This window comes from Parasphingorhabdus sp., assembly GCF_039977335.1.
Taxonomy (GTDB): Bacteria; Pseudomonadota; Alphaproteobacteria; order Sphingomonadales; family Sphingomonadaceae; genus Parasphingorhabdus.
The window spans coordinates 202,645-219,613 of sequence record NZ_JBDWDI010000004.1; the positions used below are offsets into that span (position 1 = coordinate 202,645).

Below are 16,969 nucleotides of genomic sequence, written 5' to 3' on the forward strand. Positions count from 1 at the left end.
CGGGGCCGCATGCAAAATCTATTGCCAGAAAAACTCGTCAATTTGGCGGAACAGGTTGTTGACGCCAATCGCAAAGCTGGTCGCCGCGTCGCTGTTGCGGAGAGTTGCACCGGCGGATTGGTTGCAGCAGCGCTCACTGAAATTACCGGCAGCAGCGATGTTTTTGAATGCGGGTTCAATACGTATTCGAACGAAGCCAAGCAAAAAATGTTAGATGTAAGTGATGACATGCTTGAAACATTTGGCGCTGTATCCATCGCTGTTGCCTGGGGTATGGCCCGGGGAGCTTTGGAAAAATCAGAATGCGATGTGGCAGTAGCCATTACCGGCGTCGCAGGACCTGGGGGCGGGACCGAAAAAAAGCCTGTCGGAACAGTGGTGTTTGCCAAAGCTGAAAAAGGGAAAAGTATAGATGACGTTGTGGCTGATCGCCATAATTTCGGCTCCGACAAAAGTCGGGCGGATATACGGCTTCAAGCTGCGCTAGTAGCGCTTGAACTATTGCTGCCAGATACATCTGAGTAGTTGCTGCCGTAAATATCACCGGCGCGCTCTTCAAACGCACTGGTCATTTTATGCAAGGCTTTTGCAAACATCTGCCCCGCGAGTTTTTCGAACATCCGGTTCTTGAAAGTAAACTCCACGTAGAAATCGACATTACTGCCGCCGCCATCAAGCTCCCGAAAAACCCATTCGTTGTGGAGTTGCTTGAGTGGCCCATCCAGATAGTCAACCTCGATTGTCCGGTTCGCGGGATCTTTAACCACACGAGAGGCAAACTGCTCGCGTAGTCCCTTAAAGCCCACAATCATATCAGCAACCATTTCGGTATGGCTATCACAACGTATCCGCGTTCCCACAACCCACGGCAGAAATTCCTCATAGCGTCCAACATCAGCGACAAGTGCATACATTTGGGCGGCACTATAAGGAAGTTGGCGGGTCTCTCTATGCGCCGGCACGGGCTAGCTTTTCCTCACGGGCCTGACGCATTTTTGCGAAATCATCGCCCGCATGATAGCTGGACCGGGTCAGCGGGCTGGAAGCAACCAGCAAGAAACCTTTAGCTCTTGCAATAGACGCATAGGCATCAAAGGCTTGCGGAGTGACAAATTCATCCACCTTCACATGCTTGGGTGTAGGTTGGAGATATTGGCCCATGGTCAGGAAGTCGATATCGGCAGACCGCATATCATCCATCACCTGATGCACCTCAAGCCGCTGTTCGCTCAGGCCCAGCATAATACCAGATTTGGTAAAAATAGAAGGATCGAGCCGCTTCACCTGCTCCAAAAGACGCAGCGATGCGTAGTAGCGCGCACCGGGCCGAATATTCGGATAGAGCCGCGGCACAGTCTCCAGATTATGGTTATATACATCAGGTCGGGCCTTAACAATCGCCTCTACCGCGGCGTCCGCCTTGTTACGGAAGTCCGGAGTCAAAATCTCGATTGTCGTATCTGGTGTCGTCCGGCGTAGGGCTTCGATCACTTTTACAAACTGGCTGGCACCGCCATCGGGCAGATCATCACGGTCCACCGAGGTAATTACAATATGTTCCAAGCCCAATTTCGCAGCAGCATCTGCTGTGTGCTGAGGTTCCAGCGGATCAACCTGCATCGGCATGCCAGTTTTAACATTGCAAAAAGCACATGCCCGCGTGCAGACATCGCCCAAAATCATGACCGTCGCATGTTTCTTGGTCCAGCATTCGCCAATATTCGGGCAAGCAGCCTCTTCACACACCGTGTTGAGTTTATGCTCACGCATGAGCTTGCGGGTTTCTTCAAACCCTTTTCCCATTGGTGCTTTGACGCGAATCCAGTCAGGCTTGCGTTGACGAACAGGTTTCCCGGACGGAGGTGGTATTTTCGTGATTTCGTTCATTTCTATCAAATAGCGATGACTAGCGCGCTTGCCAACCGCGATATGACTGCTAATCCCGATATCACCTGATTAGATAGTGGGTTTCCATGATCATCGATACACTGACTTCCCCCGTCATCCTGTTCTTCATTCTCGGTTTTTTGGCTGCCGTCATCCGTTCTGACCTCGCCATTCCGGAAGCCTTTGCCAAAGCTATGTCTATTTACCTGATGGCTGCCATTGGCCTGAAAGGTGGTGTGGAGGTCGCATCAACCGGCTTCTCTGTGGATTTGGCTGCTGCGGCCGTTTCCGGGATATTTCTCGGGTTTACCCTTCCCGTCCTTGCCTTTTTCCTGCTCCGGTCTTTCGCCAAGCTGGATGCGATAGATTCCGGCGCCGTTGCTGCCCACTATGGTTCCGTCAGCGTTGTAACCTTTGTCACCGCTATAGAATTGCTTACCGCACAAGGTATTCGCCCAGATGGTTTCATGGTTGGCGTCATGGCGTTGATGGAGATGCCTGCCATCATCACTGGTTTGCTCCTTGCCAGAGCCTTCTCGAAAAGGCTGGAAGAGGATAGTCCGGAAGGCGGTGGTCCGGGTTCTAACTTGATGCACGAGGTGCTGACCAACGGATCCGTCGTGCTGTTGCTGGGCGCTTTCATTATTGGTTTTGTCGCTGGTGCAGAGGGTTTTGCGCCGATTAAGCCGTTATTTGAAGTCGGCTTTAAGGGCGTTTTATGCCTATTCTTACTCGACATGGGACTGATCGCGGCCCGACGACTGCTTGAAACCCGTAAGATTACCATTCCGTTGGCGACACTCGCTATATTGCTACCAATCATCAACGGAACTATCGGAACGGTCGTCGGAACCCTGATCGGCCTTGATCCTGGCTCAGCCGCCATATTGGGTGTCTTATGCGCCAGTGCGTCCTATATCGCGGTTCCAGCGGCGATGCGCCTTGCCCTGCCTCAGGCCGATCCAGGCATCTATTTGGCCATGTCGCTTGGTATCACCTTTCCTTTCAACATCCTGTTCGGTATTTCTCTGTTTGCCGCAATCGCAAAATTTCTGGGGTAGAATATGGTCGCCACTGTCCAACGCAAACGTATCGAAATACTGGTCGACACACCACTGGTGCCCAAGATAATCGGCTATGCGAAGCAAGTCGATATTTCCGGTTGGAGTGCCATCAAAATTGCTTCCGGTGGCGGCCGCGATGGCCGATGGCAGCATGATGAAATTACCGGAGCCGCAGCAAAATCAATTATTCTGATGATTGCGAGCGAAGAAAAAGCTCAACAGTTGACGGATGCGCTGGCACCGCTACTGGACAGTCATAGTTTGTTATTGACCATCGCAAATGTGGAGGTCGTCCGGGGGGATCGCTTTTAATGTCAGAATTTCATGCACTGCTAGATGGATATAAACGTTTTCGGGAAGATTCTTACCCCAAACAACGGGCTCGTTATGATGCTTTGTCCAAAGAGGGCCAGGCACCGCCAATCATGGTAATCTCCTGCTGTGACAGTCGAGTTGACCCCGCAACAATTTTCGACACCAGCCCTGGTCAGATGTTTGCGCTGCGTAATGTTGCTAATTTGGTCCCACCTTATGACGATAGTGGCGGAATGCACGGGGCATCGGCTGCCATAGAATTTGGTGTCACAGGCTTGAACGTCAAGCATATTGTCGTTCTCGGCCATGGCCAATGCGGCGGTATTGATGCTGCGTTGAAAGGCGGAGAGCTAGGAGAATCGAATCACAGCTTCATTGACGAGTGGATGTCTATCATAACCGAAGCACGCGACGATGTGGTGGCCGCAGCCCCAACCAACCCCCAAAGGGAACTGGAGTTAGAGGCAATCAAAGTCAGTCTGAACAATCTCCGTAGTTTTCCATTTATCGCTGAACGTGAAGCGAAAGGAGAGATTAAACTCCATGGCGCTTGGTATGCAATTGGAGAAGCGACTTTGTTCACTCTCGACGAAGCAACTGGTGAGTTTGAAGCGGTAGAATGACAGGCGGTCTCGAAATGCCTTTTCTCAATGACCTACAGCTATCTTGGGAAGAGGCTTGGCGGCTGCTAATTGACGGATCACAAAACCGCAAATCTCCGTTGCATACGCCAACCGTAGCGACGATCCGAGACAATCACACGCCCAGCCAACGTATCATGGTGTTGCGGGAAGCGGATCGTGACAGTCGAACTCTTCGATTCAACACCGATTACCGGGCTTCCAAGGTTGCTGACATTGGCCATAGTGATTCGGTTTCAATCCTTTGCTATCATCCAGAAGCCAAAGTCCAATTGCGCTTGTCTGGTAGCGGACAGATCGATCAGGGCAGCCCAGCGTGTGACGCAGCCTGGGATGAAGCAACACTCTATGGAAAACGTTGTTACCTTGCCTACCCTGCGCCCGGTAGTTCCGTTGATACGCCCACTTCCGGCCTTGATCCTGAGGTAGAAGGTCGTAAGCCGGAAGGCTTCGAGGTAGCCCCTGCTCGCGATAATTTTGCGATATTGTTGGCCGATATCGAACAGATCGAGTGGCTTTATCTCGCTCATACCGGACACCGGCGAGCGCTATTTTCTTGGGATGGTGGTGAAAAATGCTGGAGCAGCCAATGGCTGGTACCGTGAGGGAGATAAAGCCAGCTTGTCTTATTTCTGCTTGTACCTGCCCTTCCCTGGGTTCATCACAGCAAATATGACAAAATCACATAATGATAACATTGCCTTGCTGATTGATGCAGATAATGCCAGCCATGCAGGGTTAGACCCAGTTTTAACTGCGTTGGCCGAACTGGGAACCGTCAATATCCGCCGTGCCTATGGAAATTGGAACAAGCAGTCGCTCAAGGGCTGGTCCAATATATTGCACAAATATGGTATCGAACCGCAACAGCAATTCGATATAACCAAGGGCAAAAACGCAACGGATATGAAGATGACCATCGACGCGATGGATATGTTATTCCGCGGCAATATCGGTGGCTTTGGAATCATGAGCAGCGACAGCGACTTCATGCCTCTGGCCATGCGCATCCGGCAAGACGGCTTGCCTGTCTACGGATTTGGCAGCGCCAAGACACCAGAAGGCTTCAGGCAGGCATGCAGCCGCTTTATCGATGTAGATGCGCTTATCAAAGCCGAGACGACAGATGATAGCGGCAAGGTCGATGATGAACTGTTAAAGCTTTTGATCGATGCTTACATGGCTAGTTCTCGAGATGAGAAAGGCTTTGCAAGCCTTAGCGAAGTCGGCAAGATTGCGGGAAACAGATCAAGCTTTGACGTCCGAAACTATGGTTTTACCAAACTGGTCGACATGTTCGACGCCGTATCAATCTTTGATATCCAACGCCGCGAAGGAGGCGGTGTTTGGGTGAAGCGATTGCGATAGACACCTGTGGAAACCGGAACCTTAATCTCACTCGCTCTGTATTTTGTTGGCATGATCGCCATCGGCTTTTACGCATGGAGAAAATCAACGGATAGCAGCGAAGGCTATCTACTCGGCGGACGTCAACTCAGTCCAGCGGTTGCGGCACTATCCGCTGGCGCTTCAGATATGTCTGGCTGGCTTTTATTGGGCCTGCCGGGCGCACTTTACGCGACTGGACTGGTCGAGGCATGGATCGGAATCGGACTTTTCGTCGGCGCGCTAGTCAACTGGATAGTCGTCGCACCCCGCCTGCGCGAACAGACCGAAAAACTGGGCAATGCACTCACCATCCCTCAATTTCTCGCCAACCGTTTTCCTGACAAGGCCTTGGCTCTACGCGTAACATCGGCAATCATCATCGTTCTCTTTTTCGCGGTCTACACCGCTGCAGGGTTAGTCGGTGGCGGAAAACTGTTTGAGAGCAGTTTTGCCGGCTTATTTGGCCAGGCCGGTATGAGCGACTACATGCTGGGCATCTGGATAACTGCCGGTGTGGTACTCGCCTATACAATGATCGGCGGGTTTCTGGCAGTCAGCCTGACTGACTTTGTTCAGGGCTGCATAATGGTCGTGGCATTGGTACTAATGCCATTGGTGGTGCTGAGTAACGATGGCGGTATCTCGGCCGTGGCATCTGAACTCAGCGCGATTGACCCCAGCTACTTAAGCTTGACTGCCGGACTATCGTTCGTTGGTTTTCTTTCAGCTGTAACCTGGGGGCTGGGCTATTTTGGACAGCCGCATATTATCGTACGCTTCATGGCAATCCGTTCGGTCGCAGAGGTACCTAAAGCGCGCAATATCGGAATGAGTTGGATGGGCGTGGCGCTACTCGGAGCTATTGGAGTGGGGATTACTGGCCGCGCTTATATCGAGATGAATGAGCTTGTACTCGACGACCCCGAGACAATCTTCATCTTGCTTGCCAATACACTGTTTCATCCCTTGATTACGGGTTTTCTATTGGCCGCTTTGCTCGCAGCAATTATGAGTACAATCAGTTCCCAACTACTCGTTTCTTCCAGTTCGTTGACCGAGGATTTCTATCGCTTATTCTTGCGCAAACAGGCCAGCGAGCGAGAAACAGTTAATGTCGGACGGTTATTTGTCGCCGTGGTTGCCTTGCTCGCTATCGTGATCGCCAGCGATCCGGGTAGTCAAGTCCTGGGGCTCGTAAGCAATGCTTGGGCTGGTTTTGGTGCTGCTTTCGGACCATTGATATTGCTTTCGCTGACTTGGAAAAAAATGACCGGTGCAGGCGCGGTAGCTGGACTGGTAACCGGAGCAGCCGTGGTAATTACTTGGATAGCGCTTGGCTGGAACGCAGATTTTATGGGTGGCCCGGGAGTTTACGAGATTATTCCGGGTTTTATGATGGCAATGGCAGCAATAGTTGCTACTAGTAAACTCTCAATTCGTCAGACAGCCGGTGCAGAAGCACCCTGAGGCTTCCTAAATCGACTGCGCTGTAGAGAATTTTCATCTTGATCACGGAAAACTCTCGCGCTGAACGGCTATTTCCATTTAACCAGTTTTAATCCGGCCAGCATCCCGTTGGCTTCTCTGGCATCCCGAATTTCAGTAAAGTCAGGCTTACCCTGGAGCGCACCCATATTAATTTTCATATCGAGAAGCGCCATTTCACCTTCAGCCAAGTTTAGTTCATGAGAAACGGCAGCCGATTTACTGCCGCTCGACATTTGCGCCGTGACTTCATGTGCGCCCGGCTCAACTTCCGCCATCAGGAAGTACTTGCTGCGGATCTGGCTATTAAACTGATCGCCAATGGTGATGTTCATGCCCTGTTGCCCAGCCACAAAGCCCTTACGCATCACATATATCCGGGCTTTCCCGGTAGCGGGGATCATTTTCATGGCTTCAGCCGTTTCCGCTGGATCAGCCTTTTCGCCTGACTTATTGCGCATAAGAATGACGACCACAAAAATAATTAGTGGAATGAGCAACCACGCGAAACCAGAAAACTGCAAACCCAAAAACAAGCCGATGATGATAGCTCCGGCGAAAATTCCAATATTTAGCGGTGTCATTTTCATGGTTTATATCCCCGATTTCGATAGATTGAATATATTAGCGAGTTAGTTTTTTGTAAGCAACGCGCGTCGGACGGTCGGCGGCATCACCAAGACGACGGCGCTTATCCTCTTCGTAACTCTCAAAGTTTCCTTCAAACCATTCCACATGGCTATCGCCTTCAAAGGCCAAGATATGCGTCGCAAGCCGATCAAGGAAGAAGCGGTCATGCGAGATAACCACGGCGCAGCCAGCAAAAGTTTCCAAAGCATCTTCGAGGGCGCGAAGGGTTTCGACGTCAAGATCGTTGGTTGGCTCATCGAGCAGCAGCACGTTGCCGCCTTCTTTCAGCATTTTCGCCAAATGCACGCGGTTGCGTTCACCGCCGGATAGCTGGCCGACTTTCTTCTGTTGATCAGTGCCTTTGAAGTTAAACGCTCCAACATAGGCCCGGGTCTGCACTTCGTTTTTACCGAATGTGAAGAAGTCATGGCCGCCGGAAATTTCTTCCCAGATATTTTTCGATGCATCGAGCGTATCGCGACTTTGATCAACATAGCCTAATTTCACGGTATCACCGAGTTCGAGCGACCCACTATCTGGTGTTTCCTGCCCCGTGATGATCCGGAAAAGCGTGGTTTTACCCGCGCCGTTCGCCCCGATAATGCCGACTATACCACCAGGCGGCAGCGAAAATTCGAGATTTTCGAAAAGCAACTTATCGCCGTAAGCTTTGGTCAAACCTTTAGCCTCAATAACCTTGGAACCAAGCCGTTCCGGTGTCTGGATCAATATCTGCGCTTTGCCAACTTGGCGGGTTTCCTGCGCTGCCACAAGATCATCGAACGATTTGATACGGGCCTTAGACTTGGTTTGCCGTGCCTTGGGAGACTGCCGCATCCATTGCAATTCGCTTTCGATCGCCTTCTGGCGGCTTTTGTCTTCCCGCTCTTCTTGCTCCATCCGTTTGGCCTTGGCGTCAAGCCAGTTGGAATAGTTCCCTTCAAACGGAATACCGCGACCGCGATCAATTTCCAGCACCCAGTTCACAACATTGTCCAAAAAGTAGCGGTCATGGGTAACGAGAATGACATTGCCGGCATAATCGATCAAATGCTTCTCAAGCCACGCAACGCTCTCTGCATCAAGGTGGTTGGTCGGCTCATCGAGCATCAGAATTTCGGGCTTATCGAGCAGTAAGCGGCATAGGGCCACACGGCGCTTCTCACCGCCGGATAGATCGGTTACCGGACTATCGCCTGGCGGACAGCGCAACGCTTCCATCGCTATTTCCAGCTGATTATCCAAAGTCCAGCCATCAACCGCATCGATTTTCTCTTGCAGCGTGCCCATTTCTTCCATCAAAGCATCAAAATCGGCATCTTCCGGTGGGTCACCCATGATGGTGGAAATCTCGTTGAAACGCTCCACAAGATCCGCAACAGGACGCACACCGTCCATAACATTCTCTTTGACGGTCTTGGTTTCATCTAGTTCGGGTTCCTGAGCGAGATAGCCAACACGAATGCCTTCGCCTGCCCAAGCTTCGCCTTGAAATTCGTCGTCCTGCCCGGCCATGATTTTCATCAGGGTCGATTTACCGGCACCATTCTTACCAATGATTGCGATTTTCGTGCCAGGTAGAAACTGAAGGTGAATATTGTCGAGCACTGGCTTGGGCGCTCCGGGGAAGGTCTTGGTCAGACCTTTCATGACATAGCTATATTGGACGGCCATCTGGCGGTATCCTTTGACTTCAATGTGGTTAGATTTGCGCACCGCCTAGCGAAATGAGCGGCAACTCGCAAGAGAGCATTGGCAAACAGCAAAAGGCAAGTTAGGCAGTGGCCTATGACAAAAACATCAATCTTGCTCGCGAGCGTATCAACGCTTCTATTTTCCACAGCAGCTCTCGCTGATTCACATGATCCAGCATCTATTCAAACAGAGGCACTGCAAGACAGTCTCGCCTATGAGATAACGGAAGGCCTTACTACAGAAGTTGGTCCGCGGCAGGCCGGAACTGAGGCAGAGGCGCGCGCTCGTGATTGGTCTGTTAAAAAACTGAAAGCTCTAGGTTTCCAGAATGTTCGCAACGAACCGTTCATGATGCCTACCTGGGTAAGAGGCGCAGAAACTGCGGAAGTAACGGCTCCCTACCCCCAAAAATTTCATGTGACGGCACTGGGTAATAGCGCGAGCACAGGAGAGGCAGGGATCGAGGCTGAAGTCGCCTATTTCGATTCCCTTGCAGCCATGCAGGCAGTGCCCGACGGCAGCCTGGCCGGCAAAATTGCATTTGTGACTCACGACATGCACCGGACCCAAGATGGATCCAGCTATGGTGCTTATGGACCTGTACGTTGGATTGGACCTAGCGTAGCCTCTAAAAAGGGAGCGGTGGCCTATGTAATCAAATCCATTGGGACCGATTACCACCGCAATCCTCATACCGGAAACATGAATTTTCAGGAAGGCGTCAAGCCAATACCGGCAGGGGCGCTATCACTTCCTGATGCTGACAATCTTGAGCGCATGATCAAGCTGGGTAAGCCGGTGACAATGAAACTGGTAATGACGCCTAGGAACATCGGTGAGCAAGAGTCCGGTAATGTCATAGCGGAAGTTACCGGGCGTGATCCTTCGAAAGGCATGATTCTGATCGCTTGTCATCTTGACAGCTGGGATCTCTCAACAGGTGCTTTCGATGATGCTGCAGGATGCGGCATCGTGACAGCAGCAGCCAAACATATCATGGATCATGGCAAACCACTGCGTACGATCCGTATCTTATGGGCAGGCGCGGAAGAAGTCGGCCTATGGGGTGGCAAAGCTTATGCGAAGGCTCATACAAGCAGTAAGCATGCAATCGCGATGGAATCCGATTTCGGTGCTGACAATGTCTGGCGGGTAGAATTTAATTTGCCGGACGATACGGGAAATCTCCAAAAACAAATTTCTCAGGCACTCTTACCCCTGGGCATCGGCGCTACGGGCCCAGCAGCTACAGGTGGTGCGGATGTGCGTGATATTATCGCTAGCAACAATCTCGCCGTGATTGATCTACAACAAAATGGCACACGCTATTTCGATCTCCACCACACACCTGATGACACTTTGGACAAGATCGACCCGAAACAATTGCGCCAGAATGTTGCAGCATGGAGCACCGTATTGTCGATTATTGCCAATAGCGATGTCGATTTCACTATGCCGGCCAAAGAATAGCATATGCGAAACCTTTGGACCCTTGTCATAGGCTTAGCCCTCCTTAGCGCCTGCTCTGATGCGCCATCGGAAACAGAGGGCGAAGAAGAAGTTACGGCGATTGAAAAGCAAATTGAAGGCGACGCCAAATCATTGGAAGCTGCAGCGGATGAAGCTGTCAAAGAGCTAAAATCCGAAATCGAAGCAGATTTGTCAGATGATGGGGTATCAACTCCAGACATATCCGCTCCAACTACCAGCTGACACCAAATCTTTACAAGAAGCGCGACGCCGCCCTTGCAGAATCGTTAAAATATGGCAGTTCTCATTAACCATATATCGCTATCCCGGTTTAGCGCAGGGCGACTATGTTCTTATTGCCGGACAAGTGCTGGTGCTGCTTGCCGGCCCTCTTTCCGGTAAATTTTGGAGAGCGAAATATGATTTACGGCGATTCATTACATATCGATGCCCATGTTAAACAGAGCAATTCGGCGGCGATTCCGTGCATTGTGACGACGATTTCCGATACTATCATCAAGATAGAATGCGCGGCTGAGCTTAATCCGGACATCGGACTCACGCTAAAAATACCCGAAATGAATATATTGACGGCCAGTCTGCTTTGGAAAAAACACGACGAATATGGGTGTCAGATCGACTATACATTCCATCCGGCGGTCATCAAAAGCATGATGGAACGGTTGGACCGCAAACGCATGGTCGCGCACGCTTGCTGAAAATATAAAAAGGCTAGCGATCCTTGCGCCGTCTAACCTTTCGCTCCCTACGTATTAGGAAAAAACCAGCAATGCATATTGCTACCAGCAATGCTATTAAACCATATCCAATCAATAGCTTAATGGGCATATAAACTCTCCAAACGCCCCGTCCAGATCACTATATACAGAAGGCTTGTAACTGTCGGTAAAATCAAAAAGAAATATGTGATATTTGCTAAATTCGCCCGCACAACCTTAGTTACAGCCTTTGCTGCAGCATTAAGCAAAACTTCGCATGAACTTAGGGATTTTTCGGTCGCCATTTTCTCTGATTGGTTTCAATCCGAGAAAATGGTCGGGGAGACAGGATTCGAACCTGCGACCCCCTGGTCCCAAACCAGGTGCGCTACCAGCCTGCGCCACTCCCCGACGCGCGCTTCCCCTAAGCTGTGAGCTAGGGAAAAGCAAAAGGTTTTTGCGTCTTTTTTGACCTAACGTAAAAAGGACGACCTGTCGCCCTGTTTCAAGCAAGGTTGGTGGGCCCGGAGGGACTCGAACCCCCGACCTAGCCGTTATGAGCGGCCAGCTCTAACCAACTGAGCTACAGGCCCCAGAACAACCGCATTCTAGAAAATGCCGCTCTTCAAGGATCGCTGCGATAGCGGAAGCATTGATGATTTGGCAAGCAGCTAAAACAAATAAATAACCACACCCCAATACCGGCAAGATTCAATTCCCGTATCTGCCTCTATTTGTGGGGCAAGGATGTAGCTGTCATTAAATCGTCAATGCCAATCGGTGACACCCCTCTTTCCAGCAAATGATCGATAATGGCTCGCCACCAGTCGTAAAAACGATCGAGATCACCACTCGTTTGCACATAGGGCGTGTGGCCAGGCGATAAGGAGGGCGAATGGAAAGAGAAAACCAGTAATTTCAGCTGATCATCCAGCGCAACGTCGATGGCTTCTTTGGCTTCTCTTGCAGACACGCCTTCGGGTGTTAACGGAATGCGCTCAAGCATCTTCGATTTTGACAAGAATGCCCTGAGTAAGCCTGATCGATTGAAGCTTGGCGACAGTAAATCAGCCTGCTTGCGTAAGAGGCCTGAAAACACCGTTGTCAAAGGCAATTCCAGAAGATGGTGATTTTGATCGAGCCAAAAAGGTTTAGGACCGATATGAGCGAAATCAGGTCCTGACTCATCACTATAGTCAAAACGGGAACGCACACTGCTGTCGATGGCAAATCCATGCTTCAACAGGATGTCTATGGTGTTTGGACCAACACCATAGCGCCCTGCCCGATATATTGTCGGACGCTTCCCTATTTTGTCTTCGAGAATATCCCTCAGCTTTATTATCTTTTTTTCTTCAAGTTCTTTGGGAAGGTTGCCCGCAAAGCTATTGTGGTTATTTAATTCTTCTTCAAATGGTGGATTAATCCAAGGATGCATATGCACGCCAACAGAAGCGCTATCATTCTTGACGGCAGATTTGAGGAAAGCAGCCGCCTCATCGTTTTGGACAATCGAATAATCAACGAAATATACTGGCTTGATGCCGTATTTCTCAACGAATGATTGAAAACGCTCAAGCTTGCCAACGGATACATTTGTATGCCCACTGCGCTGAAACGGTCCATCCCAGTCAAATTCTTCTTCAGTATCGATACTGATCAAAAACCGGCACCCAAGATCATCGGGCCATGCAATGTGGCTTTTAATTCTAAAGCTGTCAGTGGCTTGTTTCACGTTCGCAAACACAGCGGCCCCGCTTTTTTAAGATCAACCGATCAAGTTCGGCTATTCTAATTCTGTTTCCCTGAGACCAATTTCGCTAGTCGCAGCCGCAGGCAGGGTCAAGCCTATCCGATCATCGGAAATCGTTAAAGCCCCGTTTGCCGATTGAGCCAAATTTCGGACCAAGCGAAGAGAAAAGCCGAGTCCTAAAAGTGGAGTATCCGCGCTATCCCCTTCGATACCCTGGGAAGGGTCCAGCAATTGTTCTTCGGCAATTCCCTTGATCCGTGAAGGACGGGAAAGGCTAAAATAATTTACTGGCTGCCCGCCAATTTGCGTTCGTAAATCAGCGTTCAGCTCTTCACCATTTTCGCAGGCAATAATGGCTGCAGACAAAAGTCTAGCAAAGATGCGTTCGACCGATTCACTGTCTAGCGCAAAAGGTCGCACTGGCTCCGCCTTATTTATATGAAGGTCAACCGATTTGCTATCTGTCAGGCTCTGTAAACGCTGTGCGAGACGTTCCAACAACCAATCCGGTTCTGTCAGTCCCGATACAGTTTCCATCTGCCCCGCATCAATTTTGGCGGCGATATCAATATCTTCAAAACCGGTAAGTAAACGCTGCGCTTCGTCTGTGATACTGCGCGATAAAGTGCGATATTCGAAGGATGCTGGGCCAAATAATTGTTGCTCGATTATCTCGCTAAAACCGATGATTGCGTTAAGCGGCGTCCGCAACTCGTGGATGAGTTGCTGCAATTGTTCGCGCCGTTCTACATCAAGATCATTGTGACCGGCATCTTCGGCGGCGTTGGGGCGCCGCATCACACCGCGATACCCTTTAAACCTTCCTGTCTCGTCACCAAAATAAGGGATGGCCGACATACGCCAGTCTCCGGCGACAATCGGGGCTCCACAAAGCCGCATTCGCGCATTTTCCAGCGGCATCCTCTGACGAAATGCGGCCGCACCATATGCATCAGGGCCCGGTCCATCATCGAAAGTGGGTTCCGCGATGGTTACACCAACGATCGCCCCTTTTGGCGGACCTTCCGCCCATATAATGGTGCCACTATCGTCGGTTTCAAAATTTATCGCATCAATGGCTTCAACGAAATAGCTTCGGTGCTCCAAATCCTGAAGCGGTGTATCGACAGACCTTTTCTTTTGATAGTCAGCAATCTTGGCTACCAGCGCGCTGATTTGCGATGCTTCTTCCATTTCAGGTTCAGCAGATTCATCGACGACATCTTCAATGCTGGTATCTTTAACAAGAACCAGAATTCCCGATGACCCGTTCTTTTCTGATACATCATTGGCCAACAACTCTTTGGTTAGCGCGCCCAAATCTGATCGCGCTTTGAGTACCTGCTGACCATGAGGCGATAGCTGTGGGATCACATCTATCCACTCTTCATCCAATAAATCGGCCGCAATAATAGCGGCTTCACAAATCTGATCAGTATCAGCACAAAGATAGACCAAAAGCGGTGCAGATCGCAGTCGCCCGTTCAGCGCCTTAACTGCGGCCATGCGGTCTGCTTCATCTACCCGGTCATGCAAATCACGCAGCCGCGTCAAGCCAGATTGAACATCACTATTTACTAGCTGTCCGGGTTTCTGCGCCATCAGATCAGCCACTTGACGCCATTGCAAAGCCGCAGCAGTCCCTTCTGGAAAAGCCCCCTTGAGTACAGTTTTCAGGCGATCATCGTAGCGCAATTTTTGTTCCGGGACTTTGAGTTTTTGAATTGTTAACAAACTGATAACCGCAATATTTCTAAACCGTAAGCCCCGAAAACGCCGCGTCACAATGTGGGACAAGTAAGCAGCCATTGCGCGAACTACTAATTATATTATACCAATATCATGATTCGCGAACGGAAATTGCAAATACTATGGCTGACATAACTTTGGACGAGATTGACTTACAGATTCTGGAACGGCTTCAGAATGAAGGGCGCATCACTAATGTAGAGCTAGCCCAAAGCGTTGGATTAACCGCTCCTCCTTGTTTGCGGCGGATGCGGGCTTTGGAAGATAGCGGCATTATCACTGACTATCACGCGGCTATCGATCCCGCAAAAATGGGCTTCACTATAACTGTTTTTGCCATGGTAAGCCTCAAGAGTCAGGCAGAATCAGATCTTCAGGCGTTTGAAGAACATGTAGAAAAGCTACCCGAAGTTCGCGAATGCTACATGCTCAATGGTGAAATTGACTTCATGCTGAAGGTGGTCGCAAAAGACCTCCAGGAATTCCAGAAATTTTTAACCAGCGAACTGACCTCGGCTCCCAATGTTGCCAGCGTAAAAACATCACTTACGATTCGTTCTGCCAAGAACCTGCCTGGCGTTCCAATACAAGAATAACCGTCCTTACGGTCGCGCATAAAAAAGGGCGCGTGAAGCGCCCTTTTTCCAATTTCAAGTTATAGCCGTTAGCTTGCAGTTGGTGCAGGCTGTAGTGTAGTGGATCCAGCGCCTTGCTGATCAATCCACAAGGACCAGAAATCGGCAATGCTCTTTCGCGTTCCTGTCACGCTGGAGAACGCTTGCTTTGCTCCACTCCAGTTATTTTGTCCGACTTGGGCAATACCAAGTCCCATTTGAGCACGGGCCATATCAACACCGCCTTTGGTAATTGCGGATTGATACAAGCCTGCCGCTTTCGCATAGTCACCATAGCCCAACAGCGCATCAGCAGTTGCCAGCGCTATTTTACCATTGGCAGATTTGTTTGCATCGCGTTCAGAAGCACCAAGACTTGCTTTATCGGCAGCGACCGATCCACGGGCTGCAGCTAGTGTTTCTCGTACATAGCTACTGGATGATGGAACATCGCCTTTGGCTAGTCCCTCCTCTAACAATGAAACAACTTCGCCTGGCAGTCTGCGAGGATCAGCAGCGTCAGCATATTCAAAATAATCCCGTTCGCTCTCCATCGCGTCTGCTTTGCGCATCAACCGCATGAGTTCAAGATTCTCTTGGTTCGTTAGTTTCGGATTTGCGGAGTCCCGATAAACAGAAAGAGCGGCACGCCAATTTTCGCCAGTCGGATAAGCTTCGACAAGTTTATAAGTCCACTTGCCAGCAGCACCGTTGACGTTGTTTTTCATCGCCATGCCAGCGCCGCGCCGATACCAGTCTTGAGGCGCCTTGGCGCCATTGGCCTTTTCAGCCTCTAGTGCACGATCCAACGCCCCCAAGCCTTCTTGAATTTTATTCTCTTTGAAATAGGCTTCCGCGATCAACGCACCAATATTATTCTGGCGATAACCAGCATCGAAAGCCTGCTGAAGCTTTTGCTGTGCCTCAGCATAGCGGCCAGCGGAATATGCAAAATTACCCGAGAAAAACAGGAAAGATGGCTGCTGTTCGGCCGACGTTTTGCCGCTGGCGAGTGAAGCATTAATACCTTTTTCTTGTAGGTCTGTATCTTTCAGGGTCGTTCCCAACTGAATAGCAAGTTGACCGGCTACAAACTGGTCATCAGCAGCCAGGGGTTCCGCGAGAAGCGCTTCTACAAGAGGCCTGGCCGTGGCTGGCGCTTCACTGCCCATAGCTTCTTGAATAGCCGCCACTTTAGGCCTGACCTCTTTGCTTATCTTAACTTCAGATTCCTTGCTCTTTTTCTTCTTTTTCTGGGCATGCGCCTCTTGCGGCACGGCCGATACGGCTAATGTTCCAGCAGCAGCAAGAGCAACAGCCATAGAAAAATGAGATAGAAAACGCATAAAATTCCTCCGAATAAAAACTTTGTTGATACCGAACCGGTGCAATGGTCCCGAATATGGTTGCACCATAAACTGTCTTGGCTTTATTACCAAGTTTCACATGCTTTTATAGGGTGAATCCGCTGAATAGTGGTTGAACGGCGACATCTAAAACCGCAGTCCAGCGTCGATAAATTGTATAAGGGTGTAAATTCCCGAAATTATGAGGTTAG

Annotated in this window: 18 protein-coding genes and 2 tRNA genes; 11 read left to right on the forward strand and 9 right to left on the reverse strand. The window is 50.2% G+C overall.

The window, feature by feature from the left end; genetic code table 11:
* The first annotated feature begins 9 nt into the window (after nucleotides 1-9).
* Complete coding sequence (locus ABJM21_RS08235) at nucleotides 10-525, forward strand: CinA family protein (RefSeq protein ID WP_348301616.1); 516 nt, start codon at nucleotides 10-12, stop codon at nucleotides 523-525.
* On the opposite strand, the gene ABJM21_RS08240 is transcribed toward ABJM21_RS08235, so the two are convergent.
* Both ABJM21_RS08240 and lipA read right to left on the reverse strand, forming a co-directional pair.
* Nucleotides 474-962 (reverse strand): type II toxin-antitoxin system RatA family toxin, encoded by a 489-nt coding sequence (locus ABJM21_RS08240; protein ID WP_348301615.1) that lies wholly within the window; start codon nucleotides 960-962, stop codon nucleotides 474-476. The genes ABJM21_RS08235 and ABJM21_RS08240 overlap by 52 nt on opposite strands.
* Nucleotides 949-1,887 (reverse strand): lipoyl synthase, encoded by a 939-nt coding sequence (gene lipA / locus ABJM21_RS08245; RefSeq protein WP_348301614.1) that lies wholly within the window; start codon nucleotides 1,885-1,887, stop codon nucleotides 949-951. Before lipA ends, ABJM21_RS08240 begins: the two co-directional genes overlap by 14 nt.
* Nucleotides 1,888-1,973: 86 nt before the next feature.
* Here lipA and ABJM21_RS08250 point away from each other — a divergent pair, with 86 nt between their 5' ends.
* The 6 genes from ABJM21_RS08250 to putP all read left to right on the forward strand — a co-directional run bounded on the left by ABJM21_RS08250 (nucleotide 1,974) and on the right by putP (nucleotide 6,763).
* Entirely contained in the window at nucleotides 1,974-2,948 is a 975-nt protein-coding gene (locus ABJM21_RS08250) for a sodium-dependent bicarbonate transport family permease (protein ID WP_348301613.1), read from the forward strand.
* A gap of 3 nt (nucleotides 2,949-2,951) precedes the next feature.
* A complete protein-coding gene (locus ABJM21_RS08255; RefSeq protein WP_348301612.1) occupies nucleotides 2,952-3,263 on the forward strand; it encodes a hypothetical protein in 312 nt (103 codons plus the stop codon).
* A complete protein-coding gene (locus tag ABJM21_RS08260; protein WP_348301611.1) occupies nucleotides 3,263-3,889 on the forward strand; it encodes a carbonic anhydrase in 627 nt (208 codons plus the stop codon). Before ABJM21_RS08255 ends, ABJM21_RS08260 begins: the two co-directional genes overlap by 1 nt.
* The gene (locus ABJM21_RS08265) at nucleotides 3,886-4,512 is read left to right on the forward strand and encodes a pyridoxamine 5'-phosphate oxidase family protein (RefSeq protein ID WP_348301610.1); all 627 of its coding nucleotides are present in this window, start codon (nucleotides 3,886-3,888) and stop codon (nucleotides 4,510-4,512) included. Before ABJM21_RS08260 ends, ABJM21_RS08265 begins: the two co-directional genes overlap by 4 nt.
* A 67-nt stretch (nucleotides 4,513-4,579) precedes the next feature.
* Nucleotides 4,580-5,275, forward strand: coding sequence for an NYN domain-containing protein (locus tag ABJM21_RS08270; protein WP_348301609.1), 696 nt, complete (start codon nucleotides 4,580-4,582; stop codon nucleotides 5,273-5,275).
* Nucleotides 5,276-5,281: 6 nt separating this feature from the next.
* Entirely contained in the window at nucleotides 5,282-6,763 is a 1,482-nt protein-coding gene (gene putP, locus ABJM21_RS08275) for a sodium/proline symporter PutP (RefSeq protein ID WP_348301608.1), read from the forward strand.
* Between the two features lie 68 nt (nucleotides 6,764-6,831).
* Here putP and ABJM21_RS08280 read toward each other — a convergent pair whose 3' ends face one another.
* Nucleotides 6,832-7,371 (reverse strand): hypothetical protein, encoded by a 540-nt coding sequence (locus ABJM21_RS08280; protein WP_348301607.1) that lies wholly within the window; start codon nucleotides 7,369-7,371, stop codon nucleotides 6,832-6,834.
* A gap of 34 nt (nucleotides 7,372-7,405) precedes the next feature.
* A complete protein-coding gene (gene ettA, locus ABJM21_RS08285; RefSeq protein ID WP_348301606.1) occupies nucleotides 7,406-9,085 on the reverse strand; it encodes an energy-dependent translational throttle protein EttA in 1,680 nt (559 codons plus the stop codon).
* Nucleotides 9,086-9,199: 114 nt separating this feature from the next.
* Here ettA and ABJM21_RS08290 point away from each other — a divergent pair, with 114 nt between their 5' ends.
* From ABJM21_RS08290 to ABJM21_RS08300, 3 genes are all read left to right on the forward strand, one after another.
* Nucleotides 9,200-10,576, forward strand: coding sequence for a M28 family peptidase (locus ABJM21_RS08290; RefSeq protein WP_348301605.1), 1,377 nt, complete (start codon nucleotides 9,200-9,202; stop codon nucleotides 10,574-10,576).
* 3 nt (nucleotides 10,577-10,579) lie between these two features.
* On the forward strand, nucleotides 10,580-10,819 hold the full coding sequence (locus ABJM21_RS08295; protein WP_348301604.1) for a hypothetical protein: 240 nt from the start codon (nucleotides 10,580-10,582) through the stop codon (nucleotides 10,817-10,819).
* 176 nt (nucleotides 10,820-10,995) lie between these two features.
* Nucleotides 10,996-11,295 carry a hypothetical protein gene (locus ABJM21_RS08300; protein ID WP_348301603.1) on the forward strand — a complete coding sequence of 100 codons (300 nt, stop codon included), beginning with the start codon at nucleotides 10,996-10,998 and terminating at the stop codon, nucleotides 11,293-11,295.
* A gap of 334 nt (nucleotides 11,296-11,629) precedes the next feature.
* On the opposite strand, the gene ABJM21_RS08305 is transcribed toward ABJM21_RS08300, so the two are convergent.
* The 4 genes from ABJM21_RS08305 to ABJM21_RS08320 form a co-directional block, all read right to left on the reverse strand.
* A tRNA-Pro gene (locus ABJM21_RS08305) sits at nucleotides 11,630-11,706 on the reverse strand.
* A gap of 105 nt (nucleotides 11,707-11,811) precedes the next feature.
* Nucleotides 11,812-11,888: transfer RNA gene (locus ABJM21_RS08310), tRNA-Ile, on the reverse strand.
* 137 nt (nucleotides 11,889-12,025) lie between these two features.
* Nucleotides 12,026-12,958: a polysaccharide deacetylase family protein gene (locus tag ABJM21_RS08315; protein ID WP_348301602.1), complete on the reverse strand. Its 933-nt coding sequence runs from the start codon at nucleotides 12,956-12,958 to the stop codon at nucleotides 12,026-12,028.
* A 123-nt stretch (nucleotides 12,959-13,081) separates the two neighbouring features.
* Nucleotides 13,082-14,743 (reverse strand): HAMP domain-containing sensor histidine kinase, encoded by a 1,662-nt coding sequence (locus ABJM21_RS08320; RefSeq protein WP_348301601.1) that lies wholly within the window; start codon nucleotides 14,741-14,743, stop codon nucleotides 13,082-13,084.
* 176 nt (nucleotides 14,744-14,919) lie between these two features.
* On the opposite strand from ABJM21_RS08320, the gene ABJM21_RS08325 reads away from it, so the two are divergent.
* Nucleotides 14,920-15,393, forward strand: a complete 474-nt coding sequence (locus tag ABJM21_RS08325) for an Lrp/AsnC family transcriptional regulator (protein WP_348301600.1) — start codon at nucleotides 14,920-14,922, stop codon at nucleotides 15,391-15,393.
* Nucleotides 15,394-15,461: 68 nt separating this feature from the next.
* Here ABJM21_RS08325 and ABJM21_RS08330 read toward each other — a convergent pair whose 3' ends face one another.
* Complete coding sequence (locus ABJM21_RS08330; RefSeq protein ID WP_348301599.1) at nucleotides 15,462-16,757, reverse strand: hypothetical protein; 1,296 nt, start codon at nucleotides 16,755-16,757, stop codon at nucleotides 15,462-15,464.
* Nucleotides 16,758-16,969: the final 212 nt, after the last annotated feature.